Here is a 23,310-nt window from a genome sequence, read left to right as displayed (position 1 = left end):
CAAAAGTGCGGTTGTTTTTTCTAGCCTTTTGCTAAGATATCTTTCAGGAATCTCGCGGTATGCGAACCTTTGACTTTAGCCACGTCTTCCGGTGTGCCTGTCGCAATGATTTGACCACCGCCACTGCCCCCTTCTGGACCAAGATCCACAATCCAGTCTGCGGTTTTGATCACATCTAAATTGTGTTCGATCACCACGATGGTATTGCCTTGATCGCGTAAGCGATGTAACACCTCGAGAAGTTGTTTAATATCGGCGAAATGTAAGCCAGTCGTCGGCTCATCCAAAATATAAAGAGTTTTACCGGTATCGCGTTTTGAAAGCTCCGTTGCTAACTTAACGCGTTGTGCCTCACCACCTGAAAGTGTGGTAGAAGACTGACCTAAACGAATATAAGACAAGCCTACATCCATTAGGGTTTGCAATTTACGCGCAATCATTGGGATCGCATCAAAAAACTCACGAGCTTCTTCTACCGTCATATCTAACACTTGGTGAATAGTTTTGCCTTTATAACGGATCTCCAAGGTTTCACGGTTATAGCGTTTACCTTTACATTGATCACAAGGCACATACACATCCGGTAAGAAGTGCATTTCAACTTTCAGCACACCATCACCTTGGCATGCTTCACAACGTCCACCACGCACGTTAAAGCTAAAACGTCCTAGGTTATAACCACGCGCACGCGCTTCTGGCACGCCCGCAAATAATTCACGAATTGGGGTAAATAATCCCGTGTAAGTCGCTGGGTTAGAACGCGGTGTACGACCGAGCGGGCTTTGGTTAATATCGATCACTTTATCGAAATATTCCAAGCCTTCAATGGATTTATAAGGCGCAAAATCTGTTTTTTCCGCACGATTTAAGGCGTTTTGTGCCAATGGGAATAACGTATCATTAATTAGCGTTGATTTACCTGAACCTGACACCCCCGTGATACAAGTAAATAAGCCCACTGGAATCTCTAAATTTACGCCTTTAAGATTATTCCCTGTCGCGCCTTTTAATTTTAAAAGTTTGCTTTTATCAAGTGCGGTTCGTTTTTTCGGAATTTCGATTTTTTCTTCACCCGATAAGAACTTACCTGTAATCGAATTTGGGTTTGCCATAATCTCTTTGGCTGTCCCTTGTGCAATCACTTGGCCACCATGCACCCCCGCCCCAGGGCCAATATCAATAATATGATCCGCTTCTCGAATAGCATCTTCATCATGTTCCACCACAATTACAGTGTTACCCAAATTACGCAAGTGAATCAGCGTATTTAGCAAGCGTTCATTATCGCGTTGATGTAAACCGATTGAAGGCTCATCCAACACATACATGACGCCTACTAAGCCCGCACCGATCTGACTCGCAAGACGAATACGTTGCGCTTCACCACCCGAAAGGGTTTCGGCAGAACGAGAAAGGGAAAGATAATTCAAACCCACATTCACTAAGAATTCTAACCGTTCTCTGATCTCTTTCAGGATTTTTTCTGCAATTTGTGCTTTTTGACCGGTTAAAGTAAGCCCTTGGAAAAACTCAAGGCTTTCACCAATGCTTTTCTCTGAAATTTGTGGCAAGTTAATATTACCGATATACACGTTTCGAGCTTCAGGGCGAAGACGAGAGCCGCCACAATCTGCACAAGGGCGGTTACTGATATTTTTCGCCAATTCTTCGCGCACAGACATGGATTCCGTTTCTTTGTAACGGCGCGCCATATTATTCAAAATCCCTTCAAAAGGATGCTTACGGATCACCACATCGCCACGGTCGTTCATATATTGGAATTCAATTTCTTCCTTGCCTGAACCGTGCATCACAATATCTTTAATTTTTTGAGGCAAATCTTCGTATGGCGTTTCAATATCAAATTTATAATGTTTCGCTAACGAGGTAAGCATTTGATAGTAATAGAAATTACGACGATCCCAACCTTTCACCGCACCACCTGCGAGGGAAATGCTTTCATTTTGTACCACTCGGCTTTCATCGAAGAACTGCTGAACACCTAAGCCATCACAAGTCGGGCACGCCCCTGCTGGGTTATTAAATGAGAACAAGCGAGGCTCTAATTCGGGCACAGAATAGCCACAATGCGGACAAGCAAAATTCGCCGAGAAAACTAGCTCTTCCGCTTTCGGATTACCCATATCCGCTACAACAGCCGTACCACCAGAAAGCTCCAAAGCTGTTTCAAAGGATTCCGCCAAACGTGTGGCTAAATCTGACCGCACTTTAAAACGATCCACCACCACTTCAATGGTATGTTTTTTCTGTAAAGCAAGTTCTGGCGGATCAGATAAATCACAGATTTCACCATCAATTCTTGCACGAATATAACCTTGTGCCGCCAAGCTATCTAACAGCTTAACATGCTCACCTTTACGATTTTTCACCACGGGCGCAAGCAACATCATTTTGCTTTCTTCAGGCAAGCTTAAGACTTTATCCACCATTTGGCTGATGGTTTGTGCCGTTAATGGCACATCATGCTCAGGACAGCGTGGCTCCCCTACGCGAGCAAACAGCAAACGCAGATAATCATAAATTTCGGTGATCGTGCCCACTGTTGAACGCGGGTTATGAGAAGTGGATTTTTGCTCAATAGAAATCGCTGGTGACAAGCCCTCAATTGAATCCACATCCGGCTTTTCCATCAAAGAAAGGAACTGACGCGCATAAGCAGAGAGCGATTCTACATAACGGCGCTGCCCTTCCGCATAAAGCGTATCAAATGCTAAAGAGGATTTGCCCGAACCGGACAAACCTGTAATCACAATTAATTTATCACGCGGAATGGTTAGATTGATGTTTTTAAGGTTGTGAGTTCTAGCCCCACGAATGTCGATAGTATCCATAAAAAAAGCGATTGCCTTAAGAAAATAAATTCAAAAATTGCGGCCATTATCGCATATTTCAATATCTGTGCAAATATCCAGTTAATTTTTATGGATCTTTTGTTTCTTTTAAGGCAAAATAATCAAAATTTTTCACCTTATTTCTAAAATATAGAGGATTCTATGGCAGGTATTAATAAAGTAATCATCGTGGGTAATTTAGGTAATGATCCTGAAATCCGCACGATGCCAAATGGCGAAGCGGTAGCAAATATCAGCGTAGCAACAAGTGAAAGCTGGACGGATAAAAACACGGGTGAACGTCGTGAAGTCACCGAATGGCACCGTATCGTGTTATATCGTCGTTTAGCGGAAATTGCGGGTCAATACTTACGCAAAGGTTCACAAGTTTATGTTGAAGGTCGTTTAAAAACCCGCAAATGGCAAGATAACAACGGCCAAGATCGTTACACCACTGAAATTCAAGGTGATAACTTACAAATGTTAGGTGGTCGCAATCAAGAGATGGGCGGCTTTGCACCAGCACAATCTGCACCACAACCAAGCTATCAATCTCGTCCAGCACAATCTGCGCCAGCACCACAAGCGGAGCCTCCAATGGATGCGTTTGATGACAACATTCCGTTTTGAATTCCATATACATAAATTATGTAAAAAAACATCATAATAACCAGAGAGAAATCTTATAAAACAAGGTTTCTCTTTTTTTTACATTAATTTTGACACAATATCTTTAATTTGATAGTATTTATATATGATATTTTTGTAAATTAAATGGATATGCATAGATTAGAAACAGTCCTTTTTTCAAATGGAGAACGTTTTCCTCTATTGGTTAATGTGAAAACTGGTATTCCTGATTTTTATTCAACCTTATGGGTAACTGTAGAACTACGTAATCAATCCGCAGTAAACACAATTAGAAATAAGCTGGGAACTATACAGTGGATAATGAATTGGGAAAAACAGAATAATCTTGTTATTAGCGATCTAATTCATAACAAAGTACTCTTAACAGAAAACGAGTTAGAATCTCTTATTCAACATATGAGAATAAATGTAAAAAAGCAAAAGAATGTAATCAATACAAAAAAAAGTGTGTTAATGAAAGGCAGGAGTCAATTTATTGATATTTATTCTTCAGTATCTCTTAGTCATCAATATAATAGACTAACAACGCTTTCAGAATACATATTATTTCTATCTAAAGTAATTAATGTATCTAACGAATATATCGAAAAATTGATGAAACTAATTAAGTTAATTAAAGAGTCAAGACCTAAAAATCATAAAACATTATCTATAAAACCAGAAAGTGAGCTACCTGATGGATTGTTAGATGAGTTTATGTCTATTGCGAACTTTTCTAATCCTAATAATCCATTTCAAGATATTGGAATCAGAAAAAGAAACCATTTAATGTTTATCTTATTAAAGGAATTAGGGATTAGAAGAGGAGAATTATTATCAATTCAAATCCAATTTATTGATATAGGAACAGTTAAATCCTCAATCACAATTAGACGAACGCATGATGATAAATTTGACACAAGAAAGAAACAAGCTGTAAGTAAAACGAAAGAGAGACGTCTTCCTATTTCGCAGAAAATAGCTCAACTTATTGATGATTACATTATGAATTATCGTTCTAAAATTCCACACGCAAATACACATCCATATTTATTTGTTACTCATCGAAAAGGAAAAACTCAAGGATGTCCAATTAGTACAAGTTCTTTTGATAATGTTATTGTACCAACAATGAAAAAAGTAGATCCTAAGTTCTCTATCATTCACCCACATATTTTCCGTCATGAATGGAACTTAGATTTTTCACGAAAAGTAGATAAGAATAACCAGAATGTAGATAATGATTCTTCACATAAAGATTTTATTTCTCCTGAAAAAGAAGCCAAAATGAGGCAACATCTTATGGGGCATACATCAGAAAAATCAGGAAATATTTATAATCAACGCTATATTAGAGAAAAAGCAAACAAAATATTATTAGATCTTCAAATTGAGTTCCAAAAAAAGTTTGATAATTATGAGTCAGAATAAACGTTTTAGACAGTCAAGAGATGGGTATGCATTTGATGAAAATGAAAACTTTTGGCGTATAAGTAAAGACAACACAATTAACTTTTCTCAACCCATATTAAATATAAATAAAAAAACATTAGACGGATTTAGAAAAACATTAGCAATATATGCCGAAAAATACTCAAGTTATCACGTATCTCACATGTATCAACAGTTTCAACGATTAGTAATTTCAACTAATTTAGAAATCATTGATGTGCCAATAATATTGGATTGGAAAAATAAACTAGGAAAAGAGCATGAATGGTATTTAGGAGCATTAAAGGGTTTTTTACTGTCATGGCATGAGTATGGTTATTATGGAGTTGATAAAGCTGTTGCAGCTCTACTAGAAAGCTTTACATTGAGTGGAAATGAGAAAGGTAAATCGGTATTAATGAGGTGCCCTTATACAGGAGCATTTACTGAAAATGAAATTTTGGCTTTAATGGCTGAACTAGCTAGACTTTGGAGAGAAGAACTTATTTCATTTGAAACATATGCATATATTCACTTACTTCAAACTACAGCTAGAAGACCTATTCAAATACGCCATTTAAAATTTGAAGACCTAAGAAAGGAAATTTCTCAAGGAACATGGAATTATTTTTTAAATATCCCTAGTGCCAAAAAGAGAGGAATATTATTTAGAGAAACGTTTAAAAAGCTTGCTATCACAGAGGACTTATATTTAATTCTCCTAAATTTTATGGAATATCAATATAAGAAATTGCTTAGTCTGGTTGATGAAACCTTTATTTCTGGTTATAAAATGAAATTACCAGTGTTTATTGATTGGAGCTGTTTGAAGAAGAATATCAAAAATAGGAATTTTGATCTTTCATTATTAAACAAAGATATTTTTCATTATTCAGCTTCTTCATTGGAGCAAAATGCATTACGAAAATTCTGTATACATCAAAAAGCTGTTTCAGAGCGAACAGGTGAAATCATTCATGTTAATGCAAGACGTTTTCGTCATACAAGGGGAACGAATCTAGGAAGAAAAGGAGTTGGAGCAACGATTATAGCAGAACTCCTAGATCACACAGATACACAGAACGTCAAAGTCTATACTGAAAATACAGCTGATACAGTGCAATACATTGATCGTGTTATAGGTGCTGAAATGGGAAAACTCGCTCAAGCCTTTACAGGTAAAATTATTTCTAACTTAAATGAAAGTGAGAGAGGGTACGATCCAACATCTTTAATAACCAATAACGGAATAGATACGATAGGTGCTTGTGGAACAAATGATTTTTGTATAACTGGCTATGAAACTTGTTATTTATGTCCTAAGTTTAGGCCACTCATTGATGGCCCTCATCAACAAATCTTAAATAAGTTGTATGAAGAAAAGGAAGAACGTTTAAAACAAACTAAAAGTATAGATTATGCATCATCCAAAGATCGTATTATTTTAGCTGTTGAATATGTTGTTCAAGCTTGCAATGATATGAAAAGAACTATGGGAAGCCACTGATTATGAACAATCTAATTTTCACTCCTAAAGATAATAATCCTAAATCTAATTTAGAGCAATTTATTAATTTCAGTAAAAATCAGCTTACTATCTTTGGAAATGATTGCTGGGAAAACAACCAATGGAAAACAACATTCAGCATTTATCCAGTTCAGGTTCGTTTTTCCACAGAAAGAATTAAATCTACAGCTTATAAATATGAGCCATTAGCTGCACCATTCATTGAATTTGCCAAAGCCTATATTCGTTATACTTATTCTCTAAATCCCATTCGTAATTTAGCCAGACATATTGAATCTTTACGTATAGTTGAAATGGCTCTCTATAATATTAAAGGAAAGGCTGACATACTTCAGCTTGATTATTTAGTTATTCATGAAGTAGAAAATATCGTATCAAAAAAATATAAAAAAGGTACGGAATCAGTCAATAAATTAGGTTATCAAATTCAAAAATTATTTGATTTTTGTAGAGAAAATCAAATTACACCTCAACTACCCTTATGGAAAAGTCCTTATAAACGCCCTAGAGATTTAACGATATTGCTTGATGAAAAAGGAAAAGAATACCGCTCCAGTAAAATGCCAACTGATGAAGAAATGATGCTGGTTGCTAAACTCTTTCATGATGCCCCCAATTTAGACAAAGAAACTGAATATTATACAGCTGTTATGGCTCTACTTATGATCGCTCCATCTCGTTGTTCTGAGTTGATGTCTTTATCTGTTAATTGCTTAGAATGGGAAGAAGATAGCTTAGGAAATAAGCAATTAGGTATTCGATGGATACCAGCAAAAAATGGTAAAGAGGGATTAAAATGGGTTCCTAGCTGTATGCAAGATATTATTGTTGAAGCGGTTAAACGTTTAACAAATATAAGCTCTTTGGCTAGAGAGGTTGCTAAATTTGCAGAAGAAAATCCTAATATATCGATGTTATCCAATAAAGAGCTTGCACCATCCCATTCTTTATACCAAAAGCATTTGACTAAAAGTGAAATTGCTGAAGTGTTAGATATTGATTCCAAAAATAGCTGTAATACTAAATGGTTTAAAAATTTAATAAGTGAAAACGATGGAATTATAACTTATGAGATACTAGGGAAATTTTTGTATAAGAAATACACATCAAAATTTAATAATTGGCCTTATGTTGATAAACATAAAAGCGTGAAGGTTTCTGAGGCTTTGTTATTATTCAGAGAAAATGAATTTCATGATGATTTTTCCCCTAAAAGTTTTTCTTTTGTGTTACCAACGGTGAGTCAAATTAATGATAGATTTTGCTATTCTGAAACTCGCCCTAAAACATCATTATGGGAAAAGCATTGTATAGGCACATCCAAAGGAGAATTTATAAGATTGCCATCACACAATGCAAGACATTGGTTAAGCACAAAAGCTGAACGAGGTGGAATGGATGAGTTAACTTTAGCTAACTGGGCAGGAAGAGCTAGAGTTGCAGATAACAAAGCTTATGATCACAGAACAGAAGAAGAAAAAAGCGAGTCGGCTCGAGATTTACTCATTTCGGAGGATATTTCAATATTAGATAAAATTCATTTAAATCTTCCTGTTACCTATGAAGACTTAGGAAAAGATAGAATCGGAATAACAACCGTAACAGAAATAGGCATTTGCGAACACGATTATGCGATGTCTCCATGTTCTCGTCACGGTGATTGTGAAACATGTAAAGAGCTTGTTTGTATTAAGGGTTTAGAGTCTTCCTTAGGAATTTTAAAACAGCGCGAGATTCAACTAACAGAGCAATTAAGTAAAGCGAAAGAACACCATAGAATAGGTGTTTTTGGAGCAGATCGTTGGATAAGTAACCTATGGTGGAGATTAACACATATAAAAACTAAAATTAAATTCTTAGAAAATAGTGAAATCCCAAATGGATCGTTATTACGAATGCCTGATGAGTATGACCCTTCTCCAGTTAAATTAGCTTTACAAGAAAAAGGAATGGATATAGATATTCAAAAACCAGAAACAGCTAAATTAGACGATGAGTTATATAGACTAATGGAGTTATAGTATGCCAAAAATTCTTGTTACAGAAGAAAATTTAGAAGATATCATCATGATGATTAAGACTTGGGAAGATAAACTAACATGGGATTTACTTTGTTCTAAAGTTTCAGAATTATTGAATGTTAAAAGCATTGAGAGACAATCACTAGCTAATTATCCAGATATACAAGAGGCATTTAGCAAACAAAAACAAAAAATTAAAGAAAAGGCAAAGGCTAATCCAGAACCAAATGTAACAATGGATTATCTGCAAAAGCAAGTTAAGAATTTAAAAGCTCAGGTACAACGATTGGAAGAAATCAATGAGCGATATAAGCAACAATTTATTGTATGGCAATATAATGCATATATGCATGGAATGACGGAAGATAAGCTAAATAAGCCACTTATTGCAGTTAATAGACAACATCGGTAAACCGGATTGACTAAACATTTCATATATCATTTCCGCATCGCCCAAGATGAAATTTTGAAATTTACAAAGTTTGATTATTGAGGCGTTTACCACCTAAAAAACTGCTGATTACAGGTCAGGCATTTATACTACTGTTTCCCTGATTTCTAACCATTCTCTCTAATGTATTTTTTACCACAAAAAGGGCAGTTTTTTGATTCATCACTTTCAATCCACGCAAATGCATATAGTATATAGTTTTAAGAGATATTCCAGCCTAAATTTTGTCCATTACATCTATAAACATAATCTTGTGAGTTTTTGTTAATCCATTATGCTTATTTAATTTTGTTTGAGATCTTTAAATTGTAACTCCCCCCTAAAATCACCCCGTACTACAGAACGCAATCATTCCACACAAAACGCCTCAAAATAGCCAATTTTAGAGGGGAGTTACAAAAACGTTTTAAAGATAGGGTGAGACCTTTGCAAAAAAGCCTTTCCTCCAACAGCCGGAACCCAAACACAGGTTTTCTGCTGTTTCCGCCCCCAATACCTCCTGATTTTACCCAAATACCCCCTTAATCATCCCCGGACGCCCGATAATCAGGCATCCGGGCCGCCTTTTAGGCGGCAACAGACACACTTAGCCTGTTGGCCGCTTTCAACAGGTTTAAACACATCGCCTTCAGATGGCTTTGCGCACTCACTTTAATCAGCTCGAAATAGGCCGCCGGGCGTAAAAAGTGCGGTGTTTTGCAATTTTTCGCTTAAATTCCATCGCTTGTAGCTACAAAAGTGCGCTCTATTTTACGAATTTTTCTTTATATTCCCCAACAGTAATCTGCGCCCTTCAAATTCCTTGCCGGCAATTTCCAAAGCGAAGCGTTCTTTGTCGGCGTCGCGTACTTTGTTGTGTACGGCACGTAATTCCTGCACGCTAGCACCCAATGCCTTGACGATTTCATCGCCCATTTTCATGGAAGAATAGAAGGTTTCGCGCACTACGAAATCCGCTTCCGCTTTCACTAGGGCCAGCGCATTGCGTCTGTCCCAGGCGCGCACGAACACCTTGGCGTTCGGGTTGATATGATGAATATTTTCCACAATTCTGACCGCACTTTCTCCGTCGTCCACGCATACCGCTACGATGTCGGTGTGTTCCACGCCGCTGGCATGCAGCACGTCGGCGCGGGTGGCGTCGCCGTAATAGACTTTGAAACCGTATTCGCGTGCGACGTTGATGATGTCGGGATCGTTGTCCAGAATGGAAATGGTGGCACCGTAGGCTAGCGGCATTTGGCTGACCACCTGCCCCATGCGCCCGAATCCGATAATCAGCACGTTGCCGTTGAGTTCGCCCGCATGTTCTTCCACATCGTCCACTGCCGCAGCTGCGCGGGGTTCTTTGAAACAGCGGTCGAACAGCATAACGCTGAAGGGTGTCGTAATCATGGAGAGCACCACGATTGCCGTCATATTCGCTAGCACTTCCGCATTAATCGCCTGTTGTGCGGCAGCGGAGGCGAGTAATACGAAGGCGAATTCACCGCCCTGCGACATCAGTACGGCGCGGTGTATCGCGGTGTGATGGCTTGCTTTGGCAAAACGCGCCACTCCATAAATGGCAAGGCATTTCAAGATAATCATCAGTACAGTGGCGGAAAGAATTACCTTCCAGTTATTGAACACCGTTGCCACATCCAGCGACATCCCGACAGCTAAGAAAAACAGCCCGAGCAAAAGGCCTCGGAACGGTTCGATATCCGCTTCAAGCTGATGACGGAAGTCGGATTCCGACAGCAGCACTCCCGCCAGAAACGCACCCATCGCCATAGACAGACCGCCCAGCTCCATTAAATAAGCCGCACCGAGTACCACCAGCAGCGCGGCGGCAGTCATCACCTCGCGTGCTTTGGATTTTGCCAGAATTTTAAACAGGGGATTAAGCAGCCAAATACCTGTCGCAATCAACGCTGCCAAAGAAAGCGCGGCAACACCGATTTTCTGCCATAGCGGTACGGCATCGGCAACGGCATTGGGATTATCGGGTGCTAGAAATGCTACAATCGCCAGCATGGGCACAATCAGCAAATCTTCAAACAGCAAAATGGAGACAATGCGCTGACCTTGCGGTGTGCTGATTTCATGACGTTCGTCCATAATCTGCATGACCATTGCGGTGGAGGTGAGTGTAAAACCTACCGCCGAAATAAACGACATCACAAAAGAAAAACCGTAAGCCAGCCCGATTAGGGTAAGGAACAGACTGGAAATCGTCACCTGCAGGGTACCCAAGCCGAAAATCTGATTACGCAATTTCCATAAATGCGACGGCTTCATTTCCAGCCCGATCAAAAACAGAAACATCACCACGCCGAATTCCGCAATATGCAAAATAGCGTGGGAATCGGTAATGAGCTTTAATCCGAAGGGTCCGATAACCAGCCCCGCAGCCAAATAACCCAGAATCGAGCCTAGACCTAAACGTTTAAATAACGGCACGGCAACTACCGCCGCCCCCAATAACACCACCACGTGCAATAAATCGCCGTCAGCTGCTTCTACTGCCATAATTCCTGCCTTTGTTAATTCATAAAAATTTTTCGTATTATAAAGAAAAATCGCCGTAACACAAAAAAGTCGTCATTTGACGGCTTCCTCTAAGAAGAGTGCGGTCGGTTTTTGTTAATTTATTGCACTTTGCCGTCGATTTCGATCGGGGTATATTCCACCGGTACCCAAGTATAGCTGCCGTTGCTTTCCGCACGGATGTGTCCGATGCCGGGGAAGAGCATATGTGCGCCAGCTATCCAGATTTTACGTGTGGCGGCATCTTTGAGCGCGGCTTGGCGGCTGGCGCGTGCCTGTTTGGGGTCGCTGTCAAACTCAATGGCGATTTCGGGATCAAGCATTTGCAGTGTGTGGTTGTGCATCAAATCGCCCCACACCAGCATGGTTTGTCCTTTTGAAGTGAACTCGATGCCATTGTGCCCAGGCGTATGACCGGGGCTGGGGCGCGAGCGCATTCCGGGTACGACTTCTTCGCCACTCTGATAAAAACGCACTTTACCTGCTTTGGCATAAGGCGCTACGGCTTCACGCGCCAGCGTTGCCAAGCCGCGTACAGGTTCGGGCAATTCGTTGATGTTTTTATCCAGCCAAAAGCCTTTTTCTTGCTCCGCCAATAGCAACGTGGCGTTTGGGAAAACGCGTTTGCCGTTGCGCGTAAGTCCGCTGATGTGGTCAAAGTGCATATGGGTCGGAATCAGCAAATCGATTTGCTCGGGGCGATAACCTGCGGCTTTTAGGCTGTCCACCAGTCGTCCTGCGTTTTTGCCCATGATGTCCACGCCGCCCACACCGACATCCAGCAAAATCAAATTGTTACCCGTGTTCACTAAAAAACCAATCACAGCGGTATTCACGCCGCCGTCTGCTTCGCGTAAGCGGAAATTGTTGTTTAGTATTTTGTTCAAATCATCAAGCGAGCGTTGGCTGTATGGTTGGAACAATTTGGGGTCGGTAGACAAAAATCCGTCATACAGCGCGGTTACTTCAAAATCGCCGACCATTTGGCGAAAATAGCCCGGAGCTTGGGTTTTGACTTGTTTGACCTGATTGGGCGCAGGCGTGTAAGCAGGCGCGGCGTGGGCGGAAAAGGCGGGGCAACCAGCAATTCGGACAGGGTGTCGTCTTGCGCCACCCAGTTACGGTAGCGGCATAAGGTGCTGTAATCGGGGATGCTCAGTTCGTCGAAACGGCAAAACAGGTTGAAGTCGATGCGGGTAATGAGGCTGTGTTCGAGTTCGGGATCGGAGAGGCTGTGCCATTGTCCGAGCAGGACGGCTTTGAACATGGATAGCAGTGGATAGGCGGGACGACCGCGGTGGTCTCGAAGGTAACGGTTTTTTTGACGATTCAGGTACTGTTCGATCGGTTGCCAATCAATCACCTGATCCAACTTCAATAGTGGGAAGCGGTCGATGTGTTTGGCAATCATGGCTTGGGCGGTCTGCTGGAAGAAGGTAGTCATGAAAAATCCCCTAAATGTCTTAGTGGGAATTTAGGGGATTTTTGGGGGATTTTTGGGGGATTTTGCAAGGGTCTTATGTAAAAACAAATCGATAAGGTCTATAATTGGTGCGCAATCCATCATTTCACGGAGACAAATTATGCACACACAAAATCTTATTATCGGCTTTGGCAAAGCGGGCAAAACGCTGGCGGCGGATTTGGCGAAACACGGGCAACAGGTCGTGCTGGCGGAACAGTCGGCGCAGATGTACGGCGGCACTTGCATCAACATCGGCTGTATTCCCAGCAAAAAACTGATTGTCGAGAGCGAGCAGCGCGGGCATAACGCCGACAAAGCGGCTGTGTTTGCGGCGGCGATGAACGCGAAAAACACCCTGATTCCGAAATTGCGCGCCGCCAATTTCGCCAAACTGGACAATCTGGACGGCGTAACCGTGCTCAACGCGCGCGCTGAGTTTCTCGATGATCGCACGGTCAAACTGACTGACCCAGACGGCGGCGAGCAAACCCTTACCGCCGAACGCATTTTCATCAACACCGGTGCCACCCCGCGCCGCCTGGGCGTGGCGGGCGAAGACAGCCCGCGCGTACTGGACAGCACCGGTGTGCTCGCGCTGAACGAACGCCCGCGCCGCCTCGTCATCATCGGCGGCGGCTACATCGGCTTGGAATTTGCCTTTATGTTCCACGCTTTCGGCAGCGAAATCACCATTCTCGACGGCGGCGACCGCTTCCTGCCGCGTGAAGATCGCGACATCGCCGAAGAAATGCTGCGCGTATTAAACAGCAAAGGCATCAAGGTGTTGCAAGGCGTGAAAATTGAAGCGTTCCGCGACAATACGGCGGACACCAGCGTCATCACCTCGCAAGGCGAATTTACCGCCGACGCGGTGCTGGTGGGCGTAGGCCGCGTGCCGAACACGCAAGGATTGGGCTTGGCAAACGCGGACATCGAAACCGACCCGCGCGGCTTCATCCTCGTTGACGACCATCTGCGCGTGCAAGGCAAAAACCACATCTGGGCGATGGGCGACGTGGCGGGCAGCCCGATGTTCACCTACATCTCGCTCGACGACTACCGCATCGTGCGCGAACAGCTTTTCGGCGACGGCAAACGCAACCGCGCCGACCGCACCCCGTTCCCGACCGCCACCTTTACCGAGCCGCCACTCGCCCATATCGGCTTAACCGAAACCGACGCGCAGCAATCGGGGCGCGAGGTGAAAGTGTTGAAACTGAAAGCCGACGCGATTCCGAAAGCCAAAATCCTCAACCAAACCGACGGCCTGCTCAAAGCCGTGGTAGACGCGCACAGCGGCGAAATCCTCGGCGTAACCCTGTTCTGCGCCGAAGCGCACGAAATCATCAACCTGTTTAAAATGGCAATCGATTTCCGCGTCCCTGCCCGCTATGTCAAAAACCAAATCTTCACCCACCCGACCATCGCCGAAGGGCTGAACGATTTGTTCGCGGGCTGCTAAAAAACTAGTTGTACAACGACCGCACTTGATACGGAAATGCCATCTGAAAGCGATTTCAGAATCGGTGCGGGTATGTTGTTTGTAACCGAGTCTGTATAAACCGTTTTTCTTTGTCCAACGGGCATCTTTGTCTTTACTCGGTGTGGTTTGACCGCTGACTTGTCCTTCGTCATCGACTTCTATGGCTTGACGCGGTTTGCCGCCGGCGGTTTGAATAATGGTGGCGTCAATGACGGCGGCGGATGCTTTCTCTACTTTTAGGCCTTTTTCGGTCAGTTGGCGGTTAATCAGTTGCAGCAATTCGGACAGGGCGTCGTCTTGCGCCGCCAGTTGCGGTAGCGGCATAAGGTGCTGTAATCGGGGATGCTCAACTCGTCGAAACGGCAAAACAGGTTGAAGTCGATGCGGGTAATGAGGCTGTGTTCGAGTTCGGGATCGGAGAGGCTGTGCCATTGTCCGAGCAGGACGGCTTTGAACATGGACAGCAAGGGATAGGCTGGACGGCCGCGGTGGTCTCTAAGGTAACGGGTTCTTTGACGATTCAGGTACTGTTCGATCGGCTGCCAATCAATCACTTGATCCAACTTCAATAGCGGGAAGCGGTCGATGTGTTTGGCAATCATGGCTTGGGCGGTTTGTTGGAAGAAGGTGCTCATGAAAAATCCCCTAAATGTCTTGGTGGGAATTTAGGGGATTTTGGGGGGATTTTGCAAAGGTCTCAAAAGGAGAAAAAATATTACAAACAGCTGTTCCGTTAATTGAGCAAATTGATGAGTTATTTTTCGAAAGTTGAATAACGAAGAAGAACAATTTAAGCATTTTCTTGTTAGATTAAACAAATAATAAGAATATTATTTATGGAGTTGTCAATTTTGATAGCTCCATACTACATTTGAAACTCAAAAATAGAGCATAGCTATAGAACAGAAATTTATTCAAGAGAATTATTTACACCAAAGTATAGAAGTCCTCTGTTTTTATTTTCAAAAAGTAAAACAGAGAACATAAATGGTTGGCTCTTGAAAGCAATGTGTAAAAATTTTACGTTAATATTGTAAAATATAATGATATAATTACTCTGTTATCAGGGTTATTTTTACGTATTTTTAAGGAAGTCATCAATATTTGATTGCAACAAGTTGAAATAATTAGAGTTTTATTTTTCATTCTTTCCTTATATAGAAACAACCATTCTGAGTTACATATAATTTAAACATGATGAAGGGTCTGAAGTTATGTCAGACCTTTTTTTATAACATAAAGTCGGGGCATTTTTAGCATAAAAGTGCGGTCATTTTTCTGTGAGTTTTTCCAACTTGAATATCGTAAGTTTTAACCGCACTTTTTATCGTGATAAGAAAATAGAGAATTTTAGGAAGCAATTACGCAATCACCGATACTATAACAGCATCAACGTGTAGGTCTGCCTTGGAATTTCATTAGCACTGAAATAATGGGATTTTTGCCAATCTCTCTCAAAAAGAGCTTGTAAGGCCATTTGCTTATTGATTAATCCTTAGAAAAATAGGCCCAAACGTGGATATTTGCGCTATCGGGGGAAAAGAATAGTTGTGCATGGTCTGTAGGAGTTAACTTAAAAGATTAAGAAAAATTATTCTGTCATTTGGAAAAACTAAAGAATAATATCCCAGGTATAAATTTTGTTGACAACATTGTAAGTTGACTTATAATAAGCACGCATATGATCAAAGGGGGAATTACAATGGAATTTAGTTTTAGTTTGAAAATCAAAGCTACAAAAGAAGATGCATGGGAGTACTATGCAAATATTGAAAAATGGTATAATTGGGAAGAAGATTTAAAAAACATTACATTGAAAGGTAAATTTGAAACTGGTTCATGCGGAACTATGGAGCTTGAAGGAATGCCTCCTATGGAATATCAGCTTACTCTTGTAAAACCTTTTGAAGAATTCTGGGATAAAACAGAAACTCCTTTCGGAGATATTCTTTTCGGTCATCAAATAATTGATAATAATGACGGAAGCGTGAATATAAAACACACTGTGATTTTAGATAGTGAAGATGAGCAACATTTGGAATTTTTAAAACAAGTTTTTTCAGATGTTCCTCAGTCTATATTTATTCTAAAAAATCGTTTGGAAAAATAAGGTGATTGCTGTTTGTTTACATCAAAATATAAAGACAATTCAGAAAAATCAACAGGATTGTTGTTCATGAGGGTGTACAATAAATGGCATCTTATGATAAAAAAAGAGTTAAAGAAAATAAATTTGACACACCCTCAATTTGTTGTTTTAGCTTCTCTTGCTTATCTATCGCAAAATGACAATGAAGTTACACAAATTATGATTTCAAAACTCTCAGAAATAGATGTCATGACGGTATCTCAAATATTGAGTTTATTGGAAAAACATGATTTTGTGAAAAGAAAAGAACATTCAAGAGATACGAGAGCAAAAGTTGTTATTTTAAACAAAAAAGGAGAAGAAATATTACAAACAGCTGTTCCGTTAATTGAGCAAATTGATGAGTTTTTTTTCGGAAAGTTGGATAACGACGAAGAACAATTTAAGCATTTTCTTGTTAGATTAAACAAAGAATAAGAATATTATTTATAATTTATGGAGTTGTCAATTTTGACAGATCCATATTACATTTGAAACTCAAAAATAGAGCATAGCTATAAAACATCATTTATAAATGTAAAAGCCACTCTTTCGAGTGGCTTTATTTTAGGTTAAGTTTCCAAATTTACCTGATTGCACATCATGAATAGCTTGAAGGATTTCTTCGTGACTATTCATAACAAATGGGCCATATCCTACAACAAGCTCATTGAGAGGCTCCCCAGTGAGAATCAATAATTTTGCAGTATTATTGGATTCTATCAACACATCTGCAGCACCACGCTCAAAGGTAACCAATTCACCTCGCCGAGCAATTACGTTGCCACTGACTTGGATCGTGCCATCTAATACAAGGATAATCACATTGTGACTTGCTGGCACGCTGAACATATAGGCAACATTCGCATTCATTGTGGTATCCCACATATTAATTGAGCTGAATGTATCCGCAGGGCCTTTCGTATCGAGTAATTCGCCAGCGATAACTCTGACTGAACCTGCATTATTCGGTAATGCCACGACCGGAATATTTTCAGCTTTAATCGCTTGATATTTAGGCGTTGTCATTTTATCTTTTGCCGGCAAATTGACCCATAACTGCACCATCTCGAACAAACCGCCTTCTTTAGCAAATTTTTCAGAGTGCATTTCCTCATGCATCACGCCAGAACCGGCTGTCATCCACTGAACATCACCCGCACCAATAGTACCACCACCGCCATGTGAATCTCGATGCGATACTTCACCTTGATAAGCAATAGTCACCGTTTCAAAACCTCTGTGAGGATGTTCACCGACACCACGTAAAGCAAATTTAGAATCATCGCGACGACCACCTTGGAAAAATTTGGGTTCGTTGTAATCCATTAAAAGAAATGGATCGAGATTTTTATCTTTATCGTGATAACTAAACATCGAGGCGACATGAAAGCCATTTCCTACCCAATGTTTTGCTGGGGCAGTAAAAACATTTGCAACTTTTTTCATATAAAACTCCTTTGTTAATTTGTAGAACCTATCGTTCTGCCAATGCGAGAGTATTATATGGTTCAAAAATAAGAGATAAAGATGACTTTAATTGAAGAATATTTTACCAAAAGGAAACAATTAAAATTAAGCTGATATAAAAGAACAATTGAAGAGAATTTACAAAAACACCTAAAAATTTAACCGCTCTTTATAATAAAAATCCCCTAAATTCTGAATCTAGGGGATCTTTGCTTTAAATAATATGTTGTTTATTTCAAACCTTTTTTAACCAAATCTTCATAACCGCCATGGTTGATTACATTGGTATAGCCTGCATTTTTCAACTCAGTGAGTGCGGCTTCGGCACGGCGACCGCTACGACAGTAAAGGTTGATCGGTGCATCTTTATCTGAGCCAATCGCTTTAACGCCTTCAATGATTTTATCGTGTGGAATATTCACCGCATCTTGTAAATGACCTGCGTTAAATTCCTCGGCTGAACGCACATCAATCCAAACACCTTTTGCTTTTTCCGGTTGTACTGCACTTTGTTCTGTTTGTGGCGAAGTATTCGCAGAAGCAAAAAACGGCACAGCAATGGCTGCCGCAGAAAGTACTGCTGTGAATAATTTTTTCATTATTCAATCTCCTATTAAATAGAAATAATATATTTACCTAAATAAATTTAGGGGATATGTAAAACTAATAGTCATCATACGCCTAAATATAAAGATAATAAACTGTAAATGAAGTAAATTTTAAGTAAAATTTTCGTAAAATTTAACCCCACTTTGTAATATTTACCTTATTTAACACATCAATCTATCTAAACCTCATTATTCATTATTTCTGATTAGTAAAAGATGTTGTTCATAAAGTAGTATTTTTCACACAAAGATTTAACCGTACAATCTGCCCCATCAAATATTGAGGAGAAAATAATGAAAAAAATGCCTGTATTGTTTGTTGGGCATGGTAGCCCGATGAACGTGTTAGATAAAGAAAACCCGTTCAATCAGAATTTCAGCCTAATTACACAAAACTTTCCAAAACCCAAAGCCATTTTGATGATTTCAGCGCATTGGTACAGCAGCCGTTTGCAGGTGACATCAGGTGAACACCCTGAAATGATTTACGATTTCTACGGTTTTCCTGATGAACTCAGCCAAGTGCAATATCCTGCGCCCGGTTCGCCTGAGTTAGCAAAGCAAGTGCAGTCATTATTACAGCCAGAAAATGTTGAGCTAAATCCAACGCGTGGTTTTGATCATGGTGCTTGGGCGGTGTTGAAATATCTCTATCCTGATGCTGATATTCCCGTGGTGCAACTGAGCCTTAACCGCTTGCAATCAGCAGAATGGCATTTCAATTTGGCAAAAAAATTATCTGCTTTGCGAGAACAAGGTGTGTTGATTATTGGGAGCGGCAACATTGTGCATAATCTAAGAGCGATAAGTTGGGAACATATCGACCAAATCGGCGCGGGTTATGACTGGGCATTTGCTTTCCGTGAAACAGTCAATCAGGCGATTGCGACACAAGATGATGAAACTTTGGTGCATTATGAACAGTTAGGCGAAAAAGCCGAGCTTTCTGTGCCAACACCAGATCATTATTTGCCATTGCTGTACATCATAGCATTACGCGAACCACAAGACGAAATTACGTTTTTCAATGATAATTTGATTGCAGGATCTCTCAGCATGACGTCGGTTTTAGTGGGATAACATATTTGCAAAAAACATTTGGAAAACTGACCGCACTTTAAAAGAAAAAGGCCATCTGAAATCTAACATTCAGATGGCCTTTTTAATTGATTCAATTATTTCTTCGCAGGCTCTACTTCACCCACAGCTTTTTGAGATTTCTCATCCATTTCCACTTTAATATTGTGGTCCACCACCACATTCATGTTAATGGTGATGCCTTCCTTTGGTGTATCCAATTGGATGGTCGGTGTGCAAGCTGTGAGTGTAAACATAGCCGCAAAAATAAAAAAGTGCGGTTGAAATTTAAGGTGTTTTATCATTTGTCTTTGTCTAATTGCTTATAAAGTTTATATTGCAGATTTTGTTCAAATTGTGAGCCATAGTCAATCATATTCCACAATTCAAACATATTTTCTTGGTGCGTATAATTTAACGTTATCGGATTATGGGTTCGCTTGGTTGGATTAAATCCGCTAATACTCGCACGCAACGTCATTTGCCCTTTAGGATCGAGTGTCACCGCCGCATGAGAATTTTGCAGTTCCATTTCTTTTAATAAATCCACCAGAATATTCTCTGTCCAACCGCCTTTTTTCAGCCCTTTCACCATTTCATCCGTTAATTTGATGGACACATTTCCCACCTGTTCCAACGTGCCATTACAAATCAAACATTCTTTATGACCCAGCCAAAATGGCAAGGTCGCATTAGCACGGCCGGTTAAGGTTACTTGATTATATTGTGCCAAAGCTAACACTTGGGCCAAATCGATATTGGTAAAAGAAAGTGTCGCCATTTTACTTTGTGGAAAAGTGAGCTGAGGTACTGTCAATTCACCATCAAATAAGGAAAGTTTCACATTTCTTAAGATAAGTGGATTTTTCATGGTATTCGGATAGCGCCCGAATAAATCTAATTCCCCATTTGCGACAGAAAGCGCGCCATAGCGAATATTTTTAGTCGAAATATGAATGGGTTTGCCCGCAGCCACTTGTAATGCCTCGTTTTCATAATTCATTGGGAAGCGAATATTCAAGCCATACACTTCACCATCTGGCATGGTGATTTTGCCGCCTTTCAGATTCAGCTCTCCACCCATTTTCACGCCATTGGTATTAATCACGAATTTACTCTGTCCTTTGATGCTTCCCTCATGAATTAACCAGTTCCATTTTTGTGGGAAGAGTGATTGGAATACTTTTGCGGATTGTTCTTTCCAGCTGATTTCACCTGAAAGTGCACTATTCTGATATACACCCAAAACATCTAAAGGTCCAAGCGAGCCCGCCTTTAAATCACCTGCAAAATTGAAGTTACTGATACTCTTACCATCAATGCCTAAGCCAAAAACAGGCGAAACAAAACGACCGCCATAAGCCAGTTCAATCCAATCTGTTTTTGCTTGCAACAAGCCTCGAAGATGTTCTTCTTCATAATCCCAACGAAGTCGATCTTTAAGTTCCAATGAAAGTGGCGCCATTTTTACCTCTTTCATTTTGACTTCTTTGGAATGAGCAGAAAGTTGATTTAATTCAATATGATCGGCTTCCCAAAATCCTTTACCTTCCATTTTGACTGGCGTATTTAAGGATTTCCAGTTTGCACTTCCATTGATAATCCAATCCCAACGGTTTGTCGCTTGTTTTTCTACTGACTGCAACTTGTGTTCTTCATCTCGGAAATCAAACACGGTTTTAATACCCGCAATAAACTCGTGGGCGTTTCCGTCTAATTTTAAATTGAGATTTTCAAACTGCGGGGTTGTGCCATTCAACGTTGCTTGCAAACGCCCTTCTAAGCCATAACGACCGATAATAATGTCATCTAACGGTAAACGAACATGCAATTTGGTATCGGGTTGCACAGTATCCATTTTAAAGACCGAGCCAGGATAAAAATACACCACGGGATGTGTAAAAATCCCGCCAAAATGATAGGTTAAATTGGTAAGAGCCACAGTCGAGTTATAACGTAAATCCCCACGTGTTTTCAGCTCAAAATCCAATTCATTATTGTCATCGCCACCACCGATTTCGCCATTTTTGCCTGAGATCACGATCTCCCCTTTGCCCATCTCGCCAAAGGTTTGCAAGATCACGTTCATATCAATGCTTAACGGCAACAAGCCTTCTGCCGCACGGTGGATAGATAACCCAAGGAAGCCTTTAATCGGTTGATAGCTGTCGAAGGTCCAATAAAATTTCCCCCATGAAATATCCAAACCGTCTTTGGTGAACACAAAAGGCACATCCAACAACGGCGAATTTGCTGTTAAATCTTGAACATTTAACTGACCATCCGCACCTTGCCACGACACTTTTGCCTCGCCTTTGGTTACAGTGAGTTCAGAGTTATTCCAGTTAAATAAAACATTTCCTTGTTGAGGAAGTTGAGAAAGATCAGGCTCAAAATTCGCAGTAAAATGAAGATCATAGGTTTTATCGCCTGATTGTTTGATATCGGTATTGCCCGTCCATTGGAAGATCCCATCTCGCGGCGTAACAGTGGATTGATGATGCAGCTCAAGACCGTCATTATTCGCTTGAGCTTCAAGTGCCAACTGGTTGCCATTATAGTTGGCATCTAACGCCCAATCAGCCGATAAAAAAGGCTGCAATGCGGCTTGTTTCAGTGCATCGGTATTTATTAATTGAAAGTGTTTAACTTTGACATCAGAAATAGGTAATGCCGCCCAAAGTGCGGTCAAATTTGGTGGTGTGTTTTCAGCGTTATCGCTTGGTAAATGAGTTAAACAATCATAATTCAAGCTAGCCTTTTCAATATCAAGACTATGCGTATTCCACCAAGTGAGTTGCGCATCATTGAGGTTTACGAGGGTACATTGGTCTGTTTTCACTTTTAGCTCTGGCAGCGTTAAACCTGTTGCTTCCCATTGCCAATCATCGGCTAATTCAATGTGATAATGCGGTGCTAAAAAATGATTTGCAAGTTGTTCCACACGTTTCGGGGTCGCAAAAACGCGTAATAAGCCAACGCTTACTACGATCAAGAGCAACAAAATAATCAAAGCCCACAGGCAACGCTTTCGCATAGATTCCCCAATTACGCGATTACTCAATAAATAGAGGCGTATTCTATCTTATCTCGCCCCAAATAGCTCAACCAACTTATCCCCAAAGAAATAAAATACTAATCCAAAGGCGACAATAATTAATCCGATAAATTTCGTGATATTTACTTCTCGGATCGGCATTCCGATAAGACCAAAATGATCGATAGTAGCTGCCGTAATTAATTGTCCGACGATGATAAAAAATAACATCGCGGTAATGCCTAGCTTAGGTGCTAACAAAACCGTTGTGAACACGACAACTGCACCGAGTATCCCACCAATTAATTTCCACCAAGGTTGTGAAGGGACGGTTGATAAATTGCCCCATAAATCGGTTTTTACCCAAGCAATAAAAAAGAGAACGATTGTTCCCACTGCAAAAGAAATAAAGGTCGCGATCACCGCTTCGCCACTCATGGCTTTCGCCAACTGCGTATTAATGGCTGATTGCGTCGCGAGTGCGACACCTGCCGCTAAGGCGATAATGAGATAAACAAAAAACATTGAAACTCCCAACAGAAAATTTGGCTTATTTTAACCTTTTCCTATTTGTCTTGTCGCGAAATGCTTTCCATT

At 40.7% G+C, this 23,310-nt stretch carries 17 protein-coding genes and 3 pseudogenes; 9 read left to right on the top strand and 11 right to left on the bottom strand.

The genetic code is table 11. From position 1 onward, the window contains the following. Nucleotides 1-20: 20 nt before the first annotated feature. Nucleotides 21-2,852, bottom strand: coding sequence for an excinuclease ABC subunit UvrA (gene uvrA, locus RDV53_RS05145; protein WP_005695202.1), 2,832 nt, complete (start codon nt 2,850-2,852; stop codon nt 21-23). A 162-nt stretch (nt 2,853-3,014) separates the two neighbouring features. On the opposite strand from uvrA, the gene RDV53_RS05140 reads away from it, so the two are divergent. The 5 genes from RDV53_RS05140 to RDV53_RS05120 all read left to right on the top strand — a co-directional run bounded on the left by RDV53_RS05140 (nt 3,015) and on the right by RDV53_RS05120 (nt 8,874). Further along, nucleotides 3,015-3,482, top strand: a complete 468-nt coding sequence (locus tag RDV53_RS05140) for a single-stranded DNA-binding protein (protein WP_005695201.1) — start codon at nt 3,015-3,017, stop codon at nt 3,480-3,482. Between the two features lie 144 nt (nt 3,483-3,626). Continuing rightward, nucleotides 3,627-4,913, top strand: coding sequence for a site-specific integrase (locus RDV53_RS05135; protein ID WP_005695200.1), 1,287 nt, complete (start codon nt 3,627-3,629; stop codon nt 4,911-4,913). After that, a complete protein-coding gene (locus tag RDV53_RS05130; RefSeq protein WP_005695198.1) occupies nt 4,900-6,420 on the top strand; it encodes a site-specific integrase in 1,521 nt (506 codons plus the stop codon). Before RDV53_RS05135 ends, RDV53_RS05130 begins: the two co-directional genes overlap by 14 nt. 2 nt (nt 6,421-6,422) lie before the next feature. Next, entirely contained in the window at nt 6,423-8,462 is a 2,040-nt protein-coding gene (locus RDV53_RS05125) for a hypothetical protein (RefSeq protein ID WP_005695196.1), read from the top strand. Between the two features lies 1 nt (nt 8,463). Then, nucleotides 8,464-8,874, top strand: a complete 411-nt coding sequence (locus RDV53_RS05120; RefSeq protein ID WP_005695195.1) for a hypothetical protein — start codon at nt 8,464-8,466, stop codon at nt 8,872-8,874. Between the two features lie 605 nt (nt 8,875-9,479). On the opposite strand, the pseudogene RDV53_RS10235 reads toward RDV53_RS05120, so the two are convergent. The 4 genes and pseudogenes from RDV53_RS10235 to RDV53_RS05105 all read right to left on the bottom strand — a co-directional run. Then, nucleotides 9,480-9,587: pseudogene (locus tag RDV53_RS10235) on the bottom strand (IS5/IS1182 family transposase); the annotation flags it as partial. Between the two features lie 76 nt (nt 9,588-9,663). Then, on the bottom strand, nt 9,664-11,427 hold the full coding sequence (locus tag RDV53_RS05115) for a monovalent cation:proton antiporter-2 (CPA2) family protein (protein WP_005695194.1): 1,764 nt from the start codon (nt 11,425-11,427) through the stop codon (nt 9,664-9,666). Nucleotides 11,428-11,546: 119 nt separating this feature from the next. Beyond that, nucleotides 11,547-12,428, bottom strand: coding sequence for an MBL fold metallo-hydrolase (locus RDV53_RS05110; RefSeq protein WP_005695193.1), 882 nt, complete (start codon nt 12,426-12,428; stop codon nt 11,547-11,549). A gap of 98 nt (nt 12,429-12,526) precedes the next feature. Beyond that, nucleotides 12,527-12,889, bottom strand: a pseudogene (locus RDV53_RS05105) (transposase); the annotation flags it as partial. Nucleotides 12,890-13,028: 139 nt separating this feature from the next. Between RDV53_RS05105 and RDV53_RS05100 the strand changes: the two are divergent. Further along, nucleotides 13,029-14,372, top strand: coding sequence for an FAD-dependent oxidoreductase (locus tag RDV53_RS05100; protein WP_032822536.1), 1,344 nt, complete (start codon nt 13,029-13,031; stop codon nt 14,370-14,372). Between the two features lie 54 nt (nt 14,373-14,426). Here RDV53_RS05100 and RDV53_RS05095 read toward each other — a convergent pair. Next, nucleotides 14,427-15,028 (bottom strand): annotated as a pseudogene (locus RDV53_RS05095) (transposase); the annotation flags it as partial. Nucleotides 15,029-16,095: 1,067 nt separating this feature from the next. Between RDV53_RS05095 and RDV53_RS05090 the strand changes: the two are divergent. Continuing rightward, nucleotides 16,096-16,503, top strand: a complete 408-nt coding sequence (locus RDV53_RS05090; protein WP_032822537.1) for an SRPBCC family protein — start codon at nt 16,096-16,098, stop codon at nt 16,501-16,503. A gap of 12 nt (nt 16,504-16,515) precedes the next feature. Further along, nucleotides 16,516-16,959 (top strand): MarR family winged helix-turn-helix transcriptional regulator, encoded by a 444-nt coding sequence (locus tag RDV53_RS05085; protein WP_005699716.1) that lies wholly within the window; start codon nt 16,516-16,518, stop codon nt 16,957-16,959. Between the two features lie 129 nt (nt 16,960-17,088). Here RDV53_RS05085 and RDV53_RS05080 read toward each other — a convergent pair whose 3' ends face one another. Further along, nucleotides 17,089-17,970 (bottom strand): pirin family protein, encoded by an 882-nt coding sequence (locus tag RDV53_RS05080; protein WP_005695186.1) that lies wholly within the window; start codon nt 17,968-17,970, stop codon nt 17,089-17,091. Between the two features lie 251 nt (nt 17,971-18,221). Next, on the bottom strand, nt 18,222-18,590 hold the full coding sequence (locus tag RDV53_RS05075; protein WP_005695185.1) for a rhodanese-like domain-containing protein: 369 nt from the start codon (nt 18,588-18,590) through the stop codon (nt 18,222-18,224). 303 nt (nt 18,591-18,893) lie between these two features. Between RDV53_RS05075 and ygiD the strand changes: the two genes are divergently transcribed. Then, nucleotides 18,894-19,679, top strand: coding sequence for a 4,5-DOPA-extradiol-dioxygenase (ygiD, locus tag RDV53_RS05070; RefSeq protein WP_005695184.1), 786 nt, complete (start codon nt 18,894-18,896; stop codon nt 19,677-19,679). 95 nt (nt 19,680-19,774) lie between these two features. On the opposite strand, the gene RDV53_RS05065 is transcribed toward ygiD, so the two are convergent. Genes RDV53_RS05065 through RDV53_RS05055 form a run of 3 tightly spaced genes read right to left on the bottom strand, consistent with a single transcriptional unit; the run spans nt 19,775 to nt 23,238 of the window. Next, a complete protein-coding gene (locus RDV53_RS05065; RefSeq protein WP_005695183.1) occupies nt 19,775-19,981 on the bottom strand; it encodes a YnbE family lipoprotein in 207 nt (68 codons plus the stop codon). Beyond that, nucleotides 19,978-22,713: a YdbH family protein gene (locus RDV53_RS05060; RefSeq protein ID WP_005695182.1), complete on the bottom strand. Its 2,736-nt coding sequence runs from the start codon at nt 22,711-22,713 to the stop codon at nt 19,978-19,980. The genes RDV53_RS05065 and RDV53_RS05060 overlap by 4 nt, the downstream gene beginning before the upstream one ends. Nucleotides 22,714-22,761: 48 nt before the next feature. Next, entirely contained in the window at nt 22,762-23,238 is a 477-nt protein-coding gene (locus RDV53_RS05055; protein WP_005695181.1) for a DMT family transporter, read from the bottom strand. Between the last annotated feature and the right edge of the window lie 72 nt (nt 23,239-23,310).

The organism is Haemophilus parainfluenzae ATCC 33392 (genome assembly GCF_031191205.1).
GTDB lineage: Bacteria > Pseudomonadota > Gammaproteobacteria > Enterobacterales > Pasteurellaceae > Haemophilus_D > Haemophilus_D parainfluenzae.
Note: the sequence above shows the minus strand (reverse complement) of the source record. Positions and strands in the feature narration are given on the sequence as shown.

Excerpts from the sequence above, each read along its gene's own strand:
- RDV53_RS05080 (WP_005695186.1), bottom strand. The coding sequence starts at position 17,970 with ATGAAAAAAGTTGCAAATGTTTTTACTGCCCCAGCAAAACATTGGGTA.
- RDV53_RS05065 (WP_005695183.1), bottom strand. The coding sequence starts at position 19,981 with ATGATAAAACACCTTAAATTTCAACCGCACTTTTTTATTTTTGCGGCT.
- RDV53_RS05090 (WP_032822537.1), top strand. The coding sequence starts at position 16,096 with ATGGAATTTAGTTTTAGTTTGAAAATCAAAGCTACAAAAGAAGATGCA.
- RDV53_RS05060 (WP_005695182.1), bottom strand. The coding sequence starts at position 22,713 with ATGCGAAAGCGTTGCCTGTGGGCTTTGATTATTTTGTTGCTCTTGATC.
- RDV53_RS05120 (WP_005695195.1), top strand. The coding sequence starts at position 8,464 with ATGCCAAAAATTCTTGTTACAGAAGAAAATTTAGAAGATATCATCATG.
- uvrA (WP_005695202.1), bottom strand. The coding sequence starts at position 2,852 with ATGGATACTATCGACATTCGTGGGGCTAGAACTCACAACCTTAAAAAC.
- RDV53_RS05115 (WP_005695194.1), bottom strand. The coding sequence starts at position 11,427 with ATGGCAGTAGAAGCAGCTGACGGCGATTTATTGCACGTGGTGGTGTTA.
- RDV53_RS05100 (WP_032822536.1), top strand. The coding sequence starts at position 13,029 with ATGCACACACAAAATCTTATTATCGGCTTTGGCAAAGCGGGCAAAACG.
- RDV53_RS05130 (WP_005695198.1), top strand. The coding sequence starts at position 4,900 with ATGAGTCAGAATAAACGTTTTAGACAGTCAAGAGATGGGTATGCATTT.
- RDV53_RS05125 (WP_005695196.1), top strand. The coding sequence starts at position 6,423 with ATGAACAATCTAATTTTCACTCCTAAAGATAATAATCCTAAATCTAAT.
- ygiD (WP_005695184.1), top strand. The coding sequence starts at position 18,894 with ATGAAAAAAATGCCTGTATTGTTTGTTGGGCATGGTAGCCCGATGAAC.
- RDV53_RS05110 (WP_005695193.1), bottom strand. The coding sequence starts at position 12,428 with ATGGTCGGCGATTTTGAAGTAACCGCGCTGTATGACGGATTTTTGTCT.
- RDV53_RS05140 (WP_005695201.1), top strand. The coding sequence starts at position 3,015 with ATGGCAGGTATTAATAAAGTAATCATCGTGGGTAATTTAGGTAATGAT.
- RDV53_RS05075 (WP_005695185.1), bottom strand. The coding sequence starts at position 18,590 with ATGAAAAAATTATTCACAGCAGTACTTTCTGCGGCAGCCATTGCTGTG.
- RDV53_RS05135 (WP_005695200.1), top strand. The coding sequence starts at position 3,627 with ATGGATATGCATAGATTAGAAACAGTCCTTTTTTCAAATGGAGAACGT.
- RDV53_RS05055 (WP_005695181.1), bottom strand. The coding sequence starts at position 23,238 with ATGTTTTTTGTTTATCTCATTATCGCCTTAGCGGCAGGTGTCGCACTC.